This is a genomic window from Streptomyces antarcticus, assembly GCF_026627255.1.
In the GTDB taxonomy this organism is placed as follows: domain Bacteria; phylum Actinomycetota; class Actinomycetes; order Streptomycetales; family Streptomycetaceae; genus Streptomyces; species Streptomyces antarcticus.
The window spans coordinates 19,643-32,576 of the sequence record NZ_JAPNLM010000018.1 but is presented as its reverse complement, the minus strand read 5'-3'; the positions used below and the strand labels follow the sequence as shown (position 1 = coordinate 32,576).

The 12,934-nt window shown below is 71.5% G+C and carries 12 protein-coding genes; 4 read left to right on the top strand and 8 right to left on the bottom strand.

The genetic code is table 11. The annotated features are described in order from the left end of the window. Positions 1-95: 95 nt before the first annotated feature. Positions 96-434, top strand: coding sequence for a histone-like nucleoid-structuring protein Lsr2 (locus tag OTB16_RS25030; RefSeq protein ID WP_267723041.1), 339 nt, complete (start codon positions 96-98; stop codon positions 432-434). Here OTB16_RS25030 and OTB16_RS25025 read toward each other — a convergent pair. After that, the gene (locus OTB16_RS25025; RefSeq protein ID WP_267723040.1) at positions 413-991 is read right to left on the bottom strand and encodes an SCO3374 family protein; all 579 of its coding nucleotides are present in this window, start codon (positions 989-991) and stop codon (positions 413-415) included. The two genes, OTB16_RS25030 and OTB16_RS25025, sit on opposite strands and share 22 nt — an antisense overlap. Positions 992-1,454: 463 nt before the next feature. On the opposite strand from OTB16_RS25025, the gene OTB16_RS25020 reads away from it, so the two are divergent. Together OTB16_RS25020 and OTB16_RS25015 are read left to right on the top strand one after the other, a co-directional pair. After that, a complete protein-coding gene (locus OTB16_RS25020) occupies positions 1,455-3,980 on the top strand; it encodes an ATP-dependent Clp protease ATP-binding subunit (protein WP_267723039.1) in 2,526 nt (841 codons plus the stop codon). A 709-nt stretch (positions 3,981-4,689) separates the two neighbouring features. Next, on the top strand, positions 4,690-5,319 hold the full coding sequence (locus OTB16_RS25015) for a M23 family metallopeptidase (RefSeq protein WP_267723038.1): 630 nt from the start codon (positions 4,690-4,692) through the stop codon (positions 5,317-5,319). A 33-nt stretch (positions 5,320-5,352) separates the two neighbouring features. Here the strand turns inward: OTB16_RS25015 and OTB16_RS25010 are convergent, their stop codons facing one another. The 7 genes from OTB16_RS25010 to OTB16_RS24980 form a co-directional block, all read right to left on the bottom strand. Next, entirely contained in the window at positions 5,353-6,699 is a 1,347-nt protein-coding gene (locus tag OTB16_RS25010) for a LamG domain-containing protein (protein WP_267723037.1), read from the bottom strand. 103 nt (positions 6,700-6,802) lie between these two features. After that, a complete protein-coding gene (gene cseC / locus OTB16_RS25005; RefSeq protein ID WP_267723036.1) occupies positions 6,803-8,119 on the bottom strand; it encodes a two-component system sensor histidine kinase CseC in 1,317 nt (438 codons plus the stop codon). 12 nt (positions 8,120-8,131) lie between these two features. Continuing rightward, complete coding sequence (gene cseB / locus OTB16_RS25000; RefSeq protein ID WP_267723035.1) at positions 8,132-8,839, bottom strand: two-component system response regulator CseB; 708 nt, start codon at positions 8,837-8,839, stop codon at positions 8,132-8,134. 86 nt (positions 8,840-8,925) lie between these two features. Then, a complete protein-coding gene (locus OTB16_RS24995) occupies positions 8,926-9,555 on the bottom strand; it encodes a hypothetical protein (RefSeq protein ID WP_267723125.1) in 630 nt (209 codons plus the stop codon). 38 nt (positions 9,556-9,593) lie between these two features. Then, positions 9,594-10,154 carry a SigE family RNA polymerase sigma factor gene (locus OTB16_RS24990; protein ID WP_267723034.1) on the bottom strand — a complete coding sequence of 187 codons (561 nt, stop codon included), beginning with the start codon at positions 10,152-10,154 and terminating at the stop codon, positions 9,594-9,596. Between the two features lie 196 nt (positions 10,155-10,350). After that, the gene (locus OTB16_RS24985) at positions 10,351-11,283 is read right to left on the bottom strand and encodes an HhH-GPD family protein (protein ID WP_267723033.1); all 933 of its coding nucleotides are present in this window, start codon (positions 11,281-11,283) and stop codon (positions 10,351-10,353) included. A 29-nt stretch (positions 11,284-11,312) separates the two neighbouring features. Continuing rightward, entirely contained in the window at positions 11,313-11,921 is a 609-nt protein-coding gene (locus tag OTB16_RS24980) for a phosphatase PAP2 family protein (protein ID WP_267723032.1), read from the bottom strand. A gap of 170 nt (positions 11,922-12,091) precedes the next feature. On the opposite strand from OTB16_RS24980, the gene OTB16_RS24975 reads away from it, so the two are divergent. Beyond that, positions 12,092-12,916, top strand: coding sequence for a hypothetical protein (locus OTB16_RS24975; RefSeq protein ID WP_267723031.1), 825 nt, complete (start codon positions 12,092-12,094; stop codon positions 12,914-12,916). Positions 12,917-12,934: the final 18 nt, after the last annotated feature.

Below are 12,934 nucleotides of genomic sequence, written 5' to 3'. Positions count from 1 at the left end.
CTGTTGCGGTCTCGAACCTCTCCCCGGGGGTTTGTGTTTTTCCCGCAAAAGCGGTTTCCTTTCCGCGTACTGCTTTTCGATGAAAGGAAATCCCGGTGGCACAGAAGGTTCAGGTCCTTCTTGTCGACGACCTCGACGGCGGCGAGGCGGACGAGACGGTGACGTTCGCTCTGGACGGCAAGACCTACGAGATCGACCTCACCACCGCCAACGCTGAAAAGCTCCGCGGTCTGCTCGACCCGTACGCCAAGGGCGGCCGCCGCACCGGTGGCCGCGCCAACGCCGCCCGCACCAAGGGCCGCGCCTCGGCGACGACCGGTAACCCGGATACCGCGGCGATCCGCGCGTGGGCCAAGGAGAACGGTTACAACGTGAACGACCGCGGCCGCGTCCCGGCCGAGATCCGCGAGGCCTACGAGAAGACCCAGGGCTGACGGGTCCGGTGCGTACGCCGCAATCGCGCCCGGTGGCATTCCGTCGCCGCCGCCGCGACCAGGCGTACGAGATCGGGCCCGCCCGCGGGCCCGGCGCCCTTCCCGGGAGCGGGCAGGGACGGCAGGAGCGCCTCGCACCCCTTCTCGGGGGGCCGCAGCCAGACGGCGGCCTCCCGGGGGCCCTCCCCGGAGGGAGCCCCGGGCGGCTTCGGAGCGGTGATCCGGCCACCCTCACCCAGGGCGGCGAGATCCAGGGCGACCCCGCCCCACTCCAGCCAGTCGAGCAGCCCGTCCAGTTCGTCGGCGCTCCCGGCGGCCACCAGGAACCGCATCCGGCGCCCCATCAGGGCCACCGGCCCGGTGGCGACCGGCCCGCGCAGCAGGGCGGCCCCCGCGTCGGACGGCAGTTCCAGGACGTCGAACCGGACTCCGGTGACGAGCTGGGCAGGCGGTCCGCCGGCGACGGTCCAGCCGAGCACCCGCTCGTACCAGGAGGCGTACGCGTCCTTGCCGGGCGGTACGCGGGGCGACGGGACGGTGACGCTGCTGACGGCCATGCCCGGAGCAACTCCCGAATGCCCGGGGGGTTACGGGCGGTGTGACGCACCGCACGCGGATCAATGCGGAACGTAAAGATCCGCGGTGGTGGAGTCTCACATTCGGGACGCAACCGTGTTCGCCCTTAGCGGAGTGGACCGGTGCCACCGGCATGGAGTGTCCGTCACGGCGGGTAAGACATTCCTAGTGGATCGGGGCGACACGCTGATTTGTGCGGCTCCCGTTCGCCATCGGCGTACACGCGTGACGGGTATCTGCCTGGCCTGCGGGAACATCGTCTCCCACTATCGGGTTGGAGCAGTTGTCGGCTGTTCAGGCCGGTTTTCCTCACCGACGTGGGGGTGAGCCGCGGACGGATGTCGGCAGTTGGAATGAGCTGTCCCGCCCCGCGGGACTAGCATGCGGAAGGACAGGGCGGGGACCGACCCCGAACTGCCCGACCGCTCTGAGGAGCGATAAACGATGTTCGAGAGGTTCACCGACCGCGCGCGGCGGGTTGTCGTCCTGGCTCAGGAAGAAGCCCGGATGCTCAACCACAACTACATCGGCACCGAGCACATCCTCCTGGGCTTGATCCACGAGGGTGAGGGTGTCGCCGCTAAGGCCCTGGAGAGCCTCGGGATTTCGCTCGAGGCTGTTCGCCAGCAGGTTGAGGAGATCATCGGACAGGGGCAGCAGGCCCCTTCCGGCCACATCCCCTTCACCCCGCGGGCGAAGAAGGTCCTGGAGCTGTCGCTCCGAGAGGCCCTCCAGCTCGGCCACAACTACATCGGCACCGAGCACATCCTGCTCGGCCTGATCCGCGAGGGCGAGGGCGTCGCCGCCCAGGTCCTCGTGAAGCTGGGCGCCGACCTCAACCGGGTCAGGCAGCAGGTCATCCAGCTGCTCTCCGGCTACACCGGGGGCGGCAAGGAGTCGGCCACGGCCGGCGGCCCGGCCGAGGGCACGCCCTCGACCTCGCTCGTCCTGGACCAGTTCGGCCGCAACCTCACGCAGGCCGCCCGCGAATCCAAGCTCGACCCGGTCATCGGGCGCGAGAAGGAGATCGAGCGGGTCATGCAGGTCCTGTCCCGCCGGACCAAGAACAACCCGGTCCTCATCGGCGAGCCCGGCGTCGGCAAGACCGCCGTCGTCGAGGGCCTGGCGCAGGCGATCGTCAAGGGCGAGGTCCCCGAGACCCTCAAGGACAAGCACCTCTACACGCTTGACCTCGGTGCCCTGGTCGCCGGTTCCCGCTACCGCGGTGACTTCGAGGAGCGCCTGAAGAAGGTGCTCAAGGAGATCCGCACCCGCGGCGACATCATCCTGTTCATCGACGAGCTCCACACCCTCGTGGGTGCGGGCGCCGCCGAGGGCGCGATCGACGCGGCGAGCATCCTCAAGCCCATGCTGGCCCGTGGTGAGCTCCAGACCATCGGTGCCACGACGCTGGACGAGTACCGCAAGCACCTCGAGAAGGACGCGGCCCTCGAGCGCCGCTTCCAGCCGATCCAGGTGGCGGAGCCTTCCCTCCCCCACACGATCGAGATCCTCAAGGGCCTGCGGGACCGCTACGAGGCCCACCACCGCGTCTCCATCACGGACGAGGCCCTCGTCCAGGCGGCGACGCTGGCGGACCGGTACATCTCGGACCGCTTCCTCCCGGACAAGGCGATCGATCTGATCGACGAGGCCGGATCCCGGATGCGCATCCGCCGGATGACCGCGCCGCCGGACCTCCGCGAGTTCGACGAGAAGATCGCGAACGTGCGTCGCGACAAGGAGTCGGCCATCGACTCCCAGGACTTCGAGAAGGCGGCTTCCCTCCGTGATTCGGAGAAGCAGCTGCTGGCGGGGAAGGCCAAGCGCGAGAAGGAATGGAAGGCCGGCGACATGGACGTCGTCGCCGAGGTCGACGGCGAGCTCATCGCCGAAGTCCTCGCGACCGCGACCGGCATTCCCGTCTTCAAGCTCACCGAGGAGGAGTCCTCGCGACTGCTCCGCATGGAAGACGAGCTGCACCGTCGGGTCATCGGCCAGAAGGACGCCATCAAGGCGCTCTCCCAGGCGATCCGCCGTACCCGTGCGGGTCTGAAGGACCCGAAGCGCCCGGGTGGCTCGTTCATCTTCGCCGGTCCGTCCGGTGTCGGTAAGACCGAGCTCTCGAAGACGCTCGCCGAATTCCTCTTCGGCGACGAGGACGCGCTGATCTCCCTCGACATGTCGGAGTTCAGCGAGAAGCACACGGTTTCCCGTCTCTTCGGTTCGCCCCCCGGCTACGTGGGCTACGAAGAGGGCGGCCAGCTCACCGAGAAGGTGCGCCGCAAGCCGTTCTCCGTCGTGCTCTTCGACGAGGTCGAGAAGGCCCACCCGGATATCTTCAATTCCCTTCTCCAGATCCTGGAGGACGGTCGTCTGACCGACTCCCAGGGCCGGGTCGTGGACTTCAAGAACACGGTCATCATCATGACGACCAACCTGGGTACGCGGGACATCTCGAAGGGGTTCAACCTGGGCTTCGCGGCACAGGGCGACACCAAGACCGGATACGACCGGATGAAGGCGAAGGTCAACGAAGAGCTCAAGCAGCACTTCCGGCCCGAGTTCCTCAACCGTGTCGACGACACGGTCGTCTTCCACCAGCTCACCGAGGAAGACATCATCCAGATCGTCGACCTCATGATCGCCAAGGTCGACGAGCGCCTGAAGGACCGCGACATGGGCATCGAGCTGAGCGGTGACGCGAAGCTCCTGCTCGCCAAGCGCGGCTACGACCCGATCATGGGCGCCCGCCCGCTGCGCCGGACCATCCAGCGCGAGATCGAGGACCTGCTCTCGGAGAAGATCCTCTTCGGCGAGCTGCGTTCCGGTCAGATCGTGGTCGTCGGCAAGGAGGGTGAGGGCGACGACGCCAAGTTCACCTTCCGCGGCGAGGAGAAGACGGCTCTGCCGGACCTCCCCCCGATCGAGGCCACGGGCTCCGGCCCGGACCTGTCGAAGGGCGCGTGACCGCCGCCTGGCGGCAGCGGTACGCATGAAGGGGCGGCCCCGGAACCGAACGGTTCCGGGGCCGCCCCTTTCGCGTGCGCGGGGTGGACCGGGTGCCGCGTCGCGCGTGCCGCGTCGCACACATGCCGAGCGGCACGTGCGGCCCGGGAGGCGCCGTCAGGGCCGTGCGTACGGCGTCTGGGCCGCCCTGCGGCCGCCGGTGGGGCCCCCGGGAGGTGCGGCCGCGCCCAGGGGCGGGCGTACGGCGGCCTGCGGCGGGCCGGGGGACTGAGTAAAGGCGGCCAAGGGGCGGCGACCGCGGTGGGCAAGACAAGGGCGGCCAACGGCGGTCAAGGGAAGGTCGGCCACCGCGGGCGAGGGTGGGCGAGGGGGCGCGGAAGGCGGCGCGAAGGGTCGGCCGATGGTCCCGGACCGGGCTGCCGGAGGCCCTCCGCCGGTGACAAGCCACACAGAACAAAACGGACGTACTAGCCCGATTCGTAGATCCAAAAGTGCCCAAACCGGACCTCCGCCCCAGCAGGGGGGCGGTCAACAGGGCGGAGCGCCCCGGCTCGGCTACGAGCCCGGGTAGTAACGGAGACGTTTGGGGAACGCCGGGGGCGCGGGTTACCAAGGATGAGCCAGCCCGGCACGTGCTTGATCGTGCCGGGTCACTTCATGCCCCAAGAGGGCGTGACCCGTCCTGTCCCCGGCCCCGGAGGTCTATTTCATGTTCGCGAAGCGCGTCTCTACCCGTCGTACCCGCATTGCCGTCGGCGTAACCACTCTCGGTGCGGTGCTGGCCCTCGGGGCCGGGACGGCCGCCGCGTTCGCCGACACGACGCAGACCGCCCTCACCGGCACCGCCCAGCTGGTCGCCGAGCAGGCCTCCGCCCAGGCCGCGGCCGCCAAGGGTGCGGCCGCCAAGGGCGCGAAGACCGGCCTGTGGGACAAGCCCGTCGAGAAGTACACGCTGACCGCGACCTTCGGCAAGGGCGGCAACATGTGGTCGCACAAGCACTCCGGCCAGGACTTCGCCGTCCCCGTCGGCACCCCGGTCAAGGCCGCGGGCGCCGGCACCGTCGTGAAGGCCGGCCCCAACGGCGGCGGCGACGGCCCGGCCTACGGCAACGCCATCGTGATCAAGCACGCGAACAAGACGTACTCCCAGTACGCCCACCTCTCGCGCATCCAGGTCAAGATCGGCCAGAAGGTCTCCACGGACCAGCGGATCGCCCTCTCCGGCAACACCGGAAACTCCAGCGGCCCGCACCTGCACTTCGAGATCCGCACCACCCCGAACTACGGCTCGGCCGTCAACCCGGTCGCCTTCCTGCGCAACGCCGGCGTCACCCTCTGACCAGGAGGACGACGGGCGCGTCGGCCGGCCCGCTCAGAGCAGGACCCACGCGCCGCTCGGCTTGACCGACGGGGACAGCTTGTTCTGGCGGACGGCGGCGACCTGCTCCGGCGACAGGGCCACTCCGAAGGCGCGCATGCTGTCCATGGCGCCGTTCCAGGAGCCGGTCCAGTTGCCCTCGTGGCGGGAGCGGGCCAGCTGGAGCGGGCCCGGGGCGTTGTAGACGCCCGTGACCTGCCCCTCCGAGGCCTTCTTGCCGTTCACGTACAGGGTGATCGTCTTCTTCTCGGCGTCGTAGGTACCCGTCAGCGTCGTCATCGTCTTCGCCATCTTCAGGCCCTCCGCGGCGATGGTCTGCGTCGTGGAGTCGGCCCCCTGGTCGCTCGTCTGGACCCGGAAGATCCACGCCGGCTTGCCGTTCACCTCGTCCGAGCCCAGCTCGAAGCCGAAGGTCTTGTCGTTGCCCTGGCTGACGGCTATCTGGCGCCCCTTCGGGGCGCGGTTCCAGACGCGGGCCGAGACGGTGAAGCTCTTGGACGCGTCGACGACGCGCTTCTCGGCCTCGGCGTACGACTTCTCGTTGCCCTTGGTCCGCAGCTCGTAGTGCTTGTCGATCGCGAAGACGCCCGCCTCGGTGCTCATCTTCAGGTGGTCCTTGCCGCTGTGGTCGCGGATCAGGGTCGGGTCGCTGGCGACGGTGGGGGACTTGTCGACCGGGGCCTTGCTCTTGGAGCCCTCCGGCTTGGGGGAGGCCGACCCGGTGGCCGCGGGGGCATCGTCCGCGACGTCCTCGGCCTTGTCGTCCCCGCCCAGCAGCAGGAACGTTCCGCCGCCGGCGAGCAGGGCCAGTACGGCCGCCACGCCGCCGATCGTCCACAGCCGCTTCTTGCGCCGCTCGGCAGCCGAGCGGTCGGCGAGCGCGTCCCAGTCCGGCTGACCGGACTGCTGCCGCGCGAACGGCGCGGGCTGCTGCGCACCCGCCGGCGGCCACGCCCCGCCCGGATCGGCCGGCCCGCCCGGATCGGCCGGCCCGCCCGGGTCGCCCGGTCCGCCCGGGGATGCCGGGGCGCCGCCCGGGAACTGCTGGTAGGAACCCGGCCGGTACGGTCCGGGCAGGTCCTGCTGGTACGGGTTCGGGTGGCTCTGCCCCTGCCCCTGGTCCTGCCCCTGGTCCGCCGGGTAGCCGTAGCCGCCGCCGGACTCGGGCGGCGGCGGTGCCGGGTAGCCGTAGCCCGCGCCCGGCGAGGGCCGCGGGCCCTGGTCGGCCGGGTAGCCGTAACCGCCGGACGCGGGCGGCCCCGGCGGGAACCCGTAGCCGCCGCTCCCCGGGGCGGGCTGCTCGGGCTGCGGGCTGCTGGGGGGATTCGTACCGTCGGTCATGCCACGGATGCTAAGTCACGCGCCCTGCGGGGCCTACGGCCCGGTACCGGTCCGGCCGCGCACCGGCCCCGCACCGGCCGGGCCCCGCACCGGCCGCGGCCGCTCAGGCCTGCGGCAGTTTGACGACCGGGAAGCTGCCCGTCGCCGTCGGCGCGTGTTCCGGCAGCCACAGCACCGCCACCGCGCCCGCCGCCGTGCCCTCGCGCTCGAAGCCGCCCGGGGCCGCCACGTTGCGGAACGTCAGCCGGGCGCCCAGTACCCGCGCCTGCCCCTCCGCGATCGTCAGCCCCAGCCCGTGGCCCACGCCCGCACGGTCCGTGGACCCGGTCCGGAACCGGCTCGGCCCCTCGCGCAGCAGTGCCTCGGGGAAGCCGGGCCCGTGGTCACGGACCCGTACGACCCGCCCCTCGACGTCCACCTGGATCGGCGGCTGCCCGTACCGCGTCGCGTTGGCCAGCAGGTTCCCCAGGATCCGCTCCAGGCGCCGCGGATCGGTGCTGACGATCTCGTCCGCCACGACCCGTACGGAGGCCTCCGGCATCAGCGCCCGCACCCGCCGGCTCACGAACTCGCCCAGCGCCACGTCCTGGAGCTCCGCCCGCTCGGACGCGCTGTCCAGCCGGGCCACCTCCAGTACGTCCTCCACCAGGGCGCGCATCGCCTGCGCCCGGTCGCGGACCAGCTCGGTCGGCCGCCCGGGCGGCAGCAGTTCCGCCGCCGTCAGCAGTCCCGTCACCGGCGTCCGCAGCTCGTGCGCGATGTCCGCGGTCACCCGCCGCTCGGCCTCCAGCCGCTGCTGGAGCGCGTCGGCCATGGCGTCCACGGCCCGCGCGAGGTCGTCCGTCTCGTCGCGTACGAGGCCCCCGACGGCGTCCCGGACCCGTACCTCGGGATCCCCGTGGGCCACCCGCTGCGCGGCCGCGGCGGCCTTGCGCAGCCGGCGCGAGATCTGGCCCCCGATGAGCACGCCGAGCGCCGAGCCACCGATCACGACGGCGAGCGAGCCGACGACCAGTGCCCGGTCGAGGTCCCGGACCATGTTGGCGCTCTCCCGGAACTGCGTGTGCAGCGACAGCACCTGCCCGTTGCCGAGGGGCACCGCGGCCCACACCTCGGGCGTGCCCTTGCGGGTCTCCTGCACGTACGTACCGCGCCTGCCGGAACGTGCCTTCTCGCGCAGCTCGGCGGGCAGCTCCGGGTCGTTGAGCTTCGCCACCATGGGCGGCTTGCGGCCGGCCTCGGCGACGCCGGCCATGAACTGGACCCGGTCGAGCTGCGTCTCGCGGGCGCTCTCCAGCATCGACACCCGGGCAGCGCTGTGCACCACCAGGCTCAGCGCCACCGCGGTGAGCGCGCCGACCGCGGCGATGGCGAGGGTGATCTTCCAGCGGATCCCCGTACGGAGGGTGAAGCGCCTCATGCCGTCCGGGCCTCAGGCCTTCAGCTTGTATCCGAAGCCGCGGACCGTTTCGATCCGGTCCTGGCCGATCTTGGTCCGCAGTCGCTGGACGTGGACGTCGACGACACGGGTGTCGCCGCCCCAGTCGTAGTCCCAGACCCGCTCCAGCAGGCGGTCGCGCGAGAGTACGGTGCCGGGCGCGGAGGAGAACTCCAGCAGCAGCCGCATCTCGGTCGGCGTCAGCGCCACGGCGGCGCCCGCCTTGCGGACCTCCATGCCCTCGGTGTCGACCTCCAGGTCGCCGAAGGCCAGCACCCCGCGCTCGCCGGAGTCGTCCTCGTCGCCGGACCCGCCGTTCTGCGGGCCGCCGGCGTGGCCGAAGCGGCGCAGCACGGCGCGGATGCGGGCGACCAGCACGGAGCCGTCGAAGGGCTTGGTGACGTAGTCGTCGGCGCCCGCCTCCAGGCCCAGCACCACGTCGATGGAGTCGGCGCGTGCCGACAGCATGATCACGGGGACGGTGGACTCGTCGCGGATGCGGCGGCACAGGCTCACACCGTCCATGCCGGGCACCATCACGTCGAGCAGCGCGATGTCGGGGCGGTCGGCCCGGAAGGATTCCAGACCGGACAGCCCGTCGGGCATGGCGGTGACCACGAACCCGTCGCGTTCCAGCGCCAGGGTGGTGGCCTCGCGGATGACGTCGTCGTCCTCCACGAACAGGACATGGGTCTCGGCCATGCGGGAGCCTCGCCTCGGTTCTTCTCTTCGCTCGCTACTGCGGTGGTCAGGTGGGTGGGCGGTCGGGCAGTCGGGCGGTCGGGCGGTCAGTTCTTCGGCGTGACCACCGGTGCGGGCTGGCCCCCGCCGTCGACCACGTTGCTGTACTCCGAGTGCACCCGGTCGTGCTCGACGAACTTCTCCCCGTTCCAGCGGTACGTGATCACGTCCTCGCCGGACGGATAGGCGAGCGCGTCGCTCTTTCCGTAGACCTGCTTGGTGACCACCAGGTCACCCCGGTCGATCTCCGCGTAGACGGGCGGCTGCTCGTCCGAGAACACATTCTCGTACTTTCCGCCGTCCTCCCGGTACACGAACGAGCCGCGGCCCAGGGCGTCGGCGCAGGACAGCACGTTGACGACGACGTCCACGACGGGGCTGCCGGTGACCCGGCCGTAACTGACGTCGACCGGGTACTCCTTGCCCGTGCAGGGCTTGAGGTCGCGCTTGATCGCGTTGCTGACCTTGGGGTCCGCCATGAGGAGCCGGACCGGGTCCACCTTCGCCGCCGGCTTCCCCGACGCCGTCGAGGAGGGGTCGGCCGAGGAAGGGGACGGGGCCGTCTTGGCCACGGTGTCGGTGCGCGCCGGGCCGCCGTCGCGCAGGCCGGTGCCGCCGGTGGCGCAACCGACCGCGAACACGGCTGTGCCGACGAGGACGACCGTCCCCGCCGACATCAGCACCAGCGACCCACCGCTGCTCAAACCCTGGCCTTTCAGGCCGCGCACCGCTCACGCCCCTCGTACCGCATGGTGTGGTCACCGCGTTCCAGCGCGCGCATGTCGAGGTCCCGGCTCTCCAGCTCCTGCCGGAGGCGGGCCAGTGCGCGGTGCAGGGTGCTCTTCACGGTTCCCGCCGACATCCCGAGCGCCGCGGCCGTCTCCTCGGTGCTCATCTGCTCCCAGTGTCGCAGCACCACCACGCTGCGCTGCTTGGGCGCGAGCACCTTGAGGATGTCCATCAGCAGGGCGCGGTCGGCGCGCTGGTCGGAGCCGTCCTCGACGGAGGCGTCGGGGAGCTGCTCGGTGGGGACCTCGTCGAGCTTGCGGGCGCGCCACCACTCGGTACGGGTGTTGATCATGACCCGGCGGAGGTAGGCGTCGGCCAGGGACTTGTCGGCGATGCCGTCCCAGCGGCCGTAGGTGCGGACGAGGGCGGTCTGCAGGAGGTCCTGCGCGTCGGTGGGGTCCGGGACCAGGCGCCGGGCACTGCGCAGCAGCGCGTCCTGCCGAGTGCGTACGTACTCTTCGAATTCGAGTACCTCGCCGTGCGCCATCTCAGACCGCCTCCGTTCCGTCCAACCACTCAACCGCTGCCTTACGGACCTGAAGGTACGGAGGGGTTGTCACGGGCCTGTGCGGGTCAGCCTTCGGTGGGCGCACGGACACCCATAGGTTGTGTAACAGTGCCCGTGAGCTGCGGTTTCCCGGTCCGGAAGCGGAATTGGGCAGTCAGCTCCGGACCGGTTCCCGTCAGGTCTGCGGGAGCCGGTACAGGCCGCCCTCGAGAGGCTCCACGAGCCCGTCGGAGACCAGCCCGTCCAGCGCCCGGGCGCGCTGCACCGGTTCGTCCCAGACGGTGTCGAGCACCGCCTGCGGAACCGCGCCCACCGCATCCCGGAGCACCGCCAGGAGCTTGCCGCGCACCTGCCGGTCCGTGCCGGCGTACGTCTGCCCGCGCCGCGGCGGCCCGTCGTGCGCCGGCTTCCCGGCCAGCCGCCAGGCGCACAGCCCGGCCACCGGGCAGCGGTCGCAGTCCGGGCTCTTGGCGGTGCACACGAGCGCGCCGAGCTCCATCGAGGCCGCCGCCCAGCGGGCCGCCGTGTCCTCGTCCGGCGGGAGCAGGGCCCGGGCGAGGCGCCGTTCGGCCGCGGTGGTGGCGTTCGGCGGGTACTCGACCCCGGTGGAGGCCCGCGCGAAGACCCGCCGGACGTTGGTGTCCAGCACGGCGTGCCGCTGCCCGTACGCGAACGAGGCGACGGCCGCCGCGGTGTACTCCCCGATGCCGGGCAGCGCGAGCAGCTGCGCGTGGTCCCGCGGTACGTCGCCCCCGTGCCGTTCCGTTATGGCCAGGGCCGCGCCGTGCAGCCGCAGGGCCCGCCGGGGGTAGCCGAGCCGCCCCCAGGCCCGTACGGCCTCTCCGGGGGCGTCGGCGGCGAGGTCGGCGGGCCGGGGCCACCGGGCGAGCCACTGCTCGTACACCGGCAGGACCCGGCTGACGGGGGTCTGCTGGAGCATGAACTCGCTGACCATGACCCCCCAGGGGCCGGCCTCGGGGCGGCGCCAGGGCAGGTCGCGGGCGTGCTCGTCGAACCACGCGATGACGGGGGAGTGCAGGGCGGAGGTCGCGGCGGCGTGTGACGCGGACGTCCGTGCCGCGGAGGTCTGTGATGGGGATGCAGTCATGGCAGACGGCATCCTGACACGTTTCGCCCCTACCGCGCCGGGCCCGGACCGGTGAACCAGACAGCGGCGCGGACCCCGCTCGCCCGCATGGCCGCCGTGATCGTACTGATCGGACCGGTGAGGGCCAGGACGGCGAGGGCGGCCACCGCGCCGCCCAGCAGCAGGCCGACCGCCACGTCGTGCGGGTAGTGCACGCCGACGAAGACGCGGGAGAAGGCCATCAGCAGGGCCACCGGCACGGTCAGCAGCGCCAGGCGGCGCACGGCGAGGGCGAGGGCGACGGCGGCGGCCCCGGCGATCGACGAATGGTTGCTGGGGAAGGACCAGTCCCCGACCGGGGGGCACGCGAGCAGCGAGGCGGCCGCCCCGGTGACGGCGCGGCAGGGCCGGTCCTCGTCCATCGTGGACTTCAGGGCCTCGGAGGTGACGTACGCGAGGGCGGTGGCCAACGGCGCGAGGACGGCGAGGGCGACCGTCCGGGGGCTGCGCCGGCTGCGCGAGCGCCACCAGACGGATATGAAGAGCACACCGAAGAGGAGGAGGCCGTACTCCGTCCATATCTCGAAGGCCGACTGCACCCAGCCGGGCGTCGAGCGGGCGAAGTCGGTGATGTCGCGATAGAGGTCGGAGCTGTCCATGGTCACCGACGGTACTCAAGGAAAAAGGGCACCCGCGTCAGACTCCTGGCTGATTCCGGCCGCTTGTGACCGGGTTCGCGGGGTTCGGCAGGCTGATGATCGGCAAATCAAGCCCGTCGCACGGCATGTGGGGCACGGAACGGAGCGCGGACTCTCGTAAAGTTCCGTCCGTGGGATCTCTGCGCAATCCGGTCGGGCCGCTCCCCTCCTCCATCTACTGGCGACGGAGGGCTGTGCTGGCGTCCGTTGCCGCGCTCCTCGCGATTCTCGCCGTGTGGGCCGTCAGCTCCGGCGGGAACGGGTCGAGTACGAACGGCAAGGGCCAGGGCCGCCCCGGCACCATCACGATCACCCCCGGCCCCTCGGGCACCGGGCCGGCGATCAGTCAGGCCCCGGGCGGCCGGGCCGATTCGGGCGGGGCCGGCACGACCGGCGCCGGCACGACCGGGGCCGAGGGCGGTGGCTCCGCGGGCACCGGCAAGAACGGCGAACCGGGCTCGTCCCCCGGCGCGGGCGCCGGCGGCGCCGCGGCGGCGGGTGCCGGGGGCGCAGGCGGTGGCGCGGCGCAGGTTCCGGCCGACTCCGCGCTTCCCACGTGCGCGGCGAGCGCCCTCCAGTGGGAGGTGAAGAGCGCGAAGAACGAGTACGAGGCGAACGAGAAGCCTCGGCTGGAACTGATCGCCCGCAACGTCTCCGGAACCACCTGCAAGGTCGACCTCGGCCCGAAGCAGGCGATCCTGACGATCCTTCAGGGACGCGACAGCAAGGCGGTGTGGTCCTCGGCGGACTGCCCGCCCGGCGCCGGCAACGTCTTCTTCCGCGTCTCCGCGCAGGGCGAGACGAAGCACGTCCTCGAATGGGACCGCACGTTCAGCGCTCCCAACCAGTGCCAGACGCCTCCGGCGGGCAGCGCGACCGCGGACACGTACGTGGTGGAACTCAAGTCCCCCGGCATGCCGGTGGCCAACACCTCGTTCGTCCTGAAGCAGGACTGACGGTCCGTACCCCTCCGT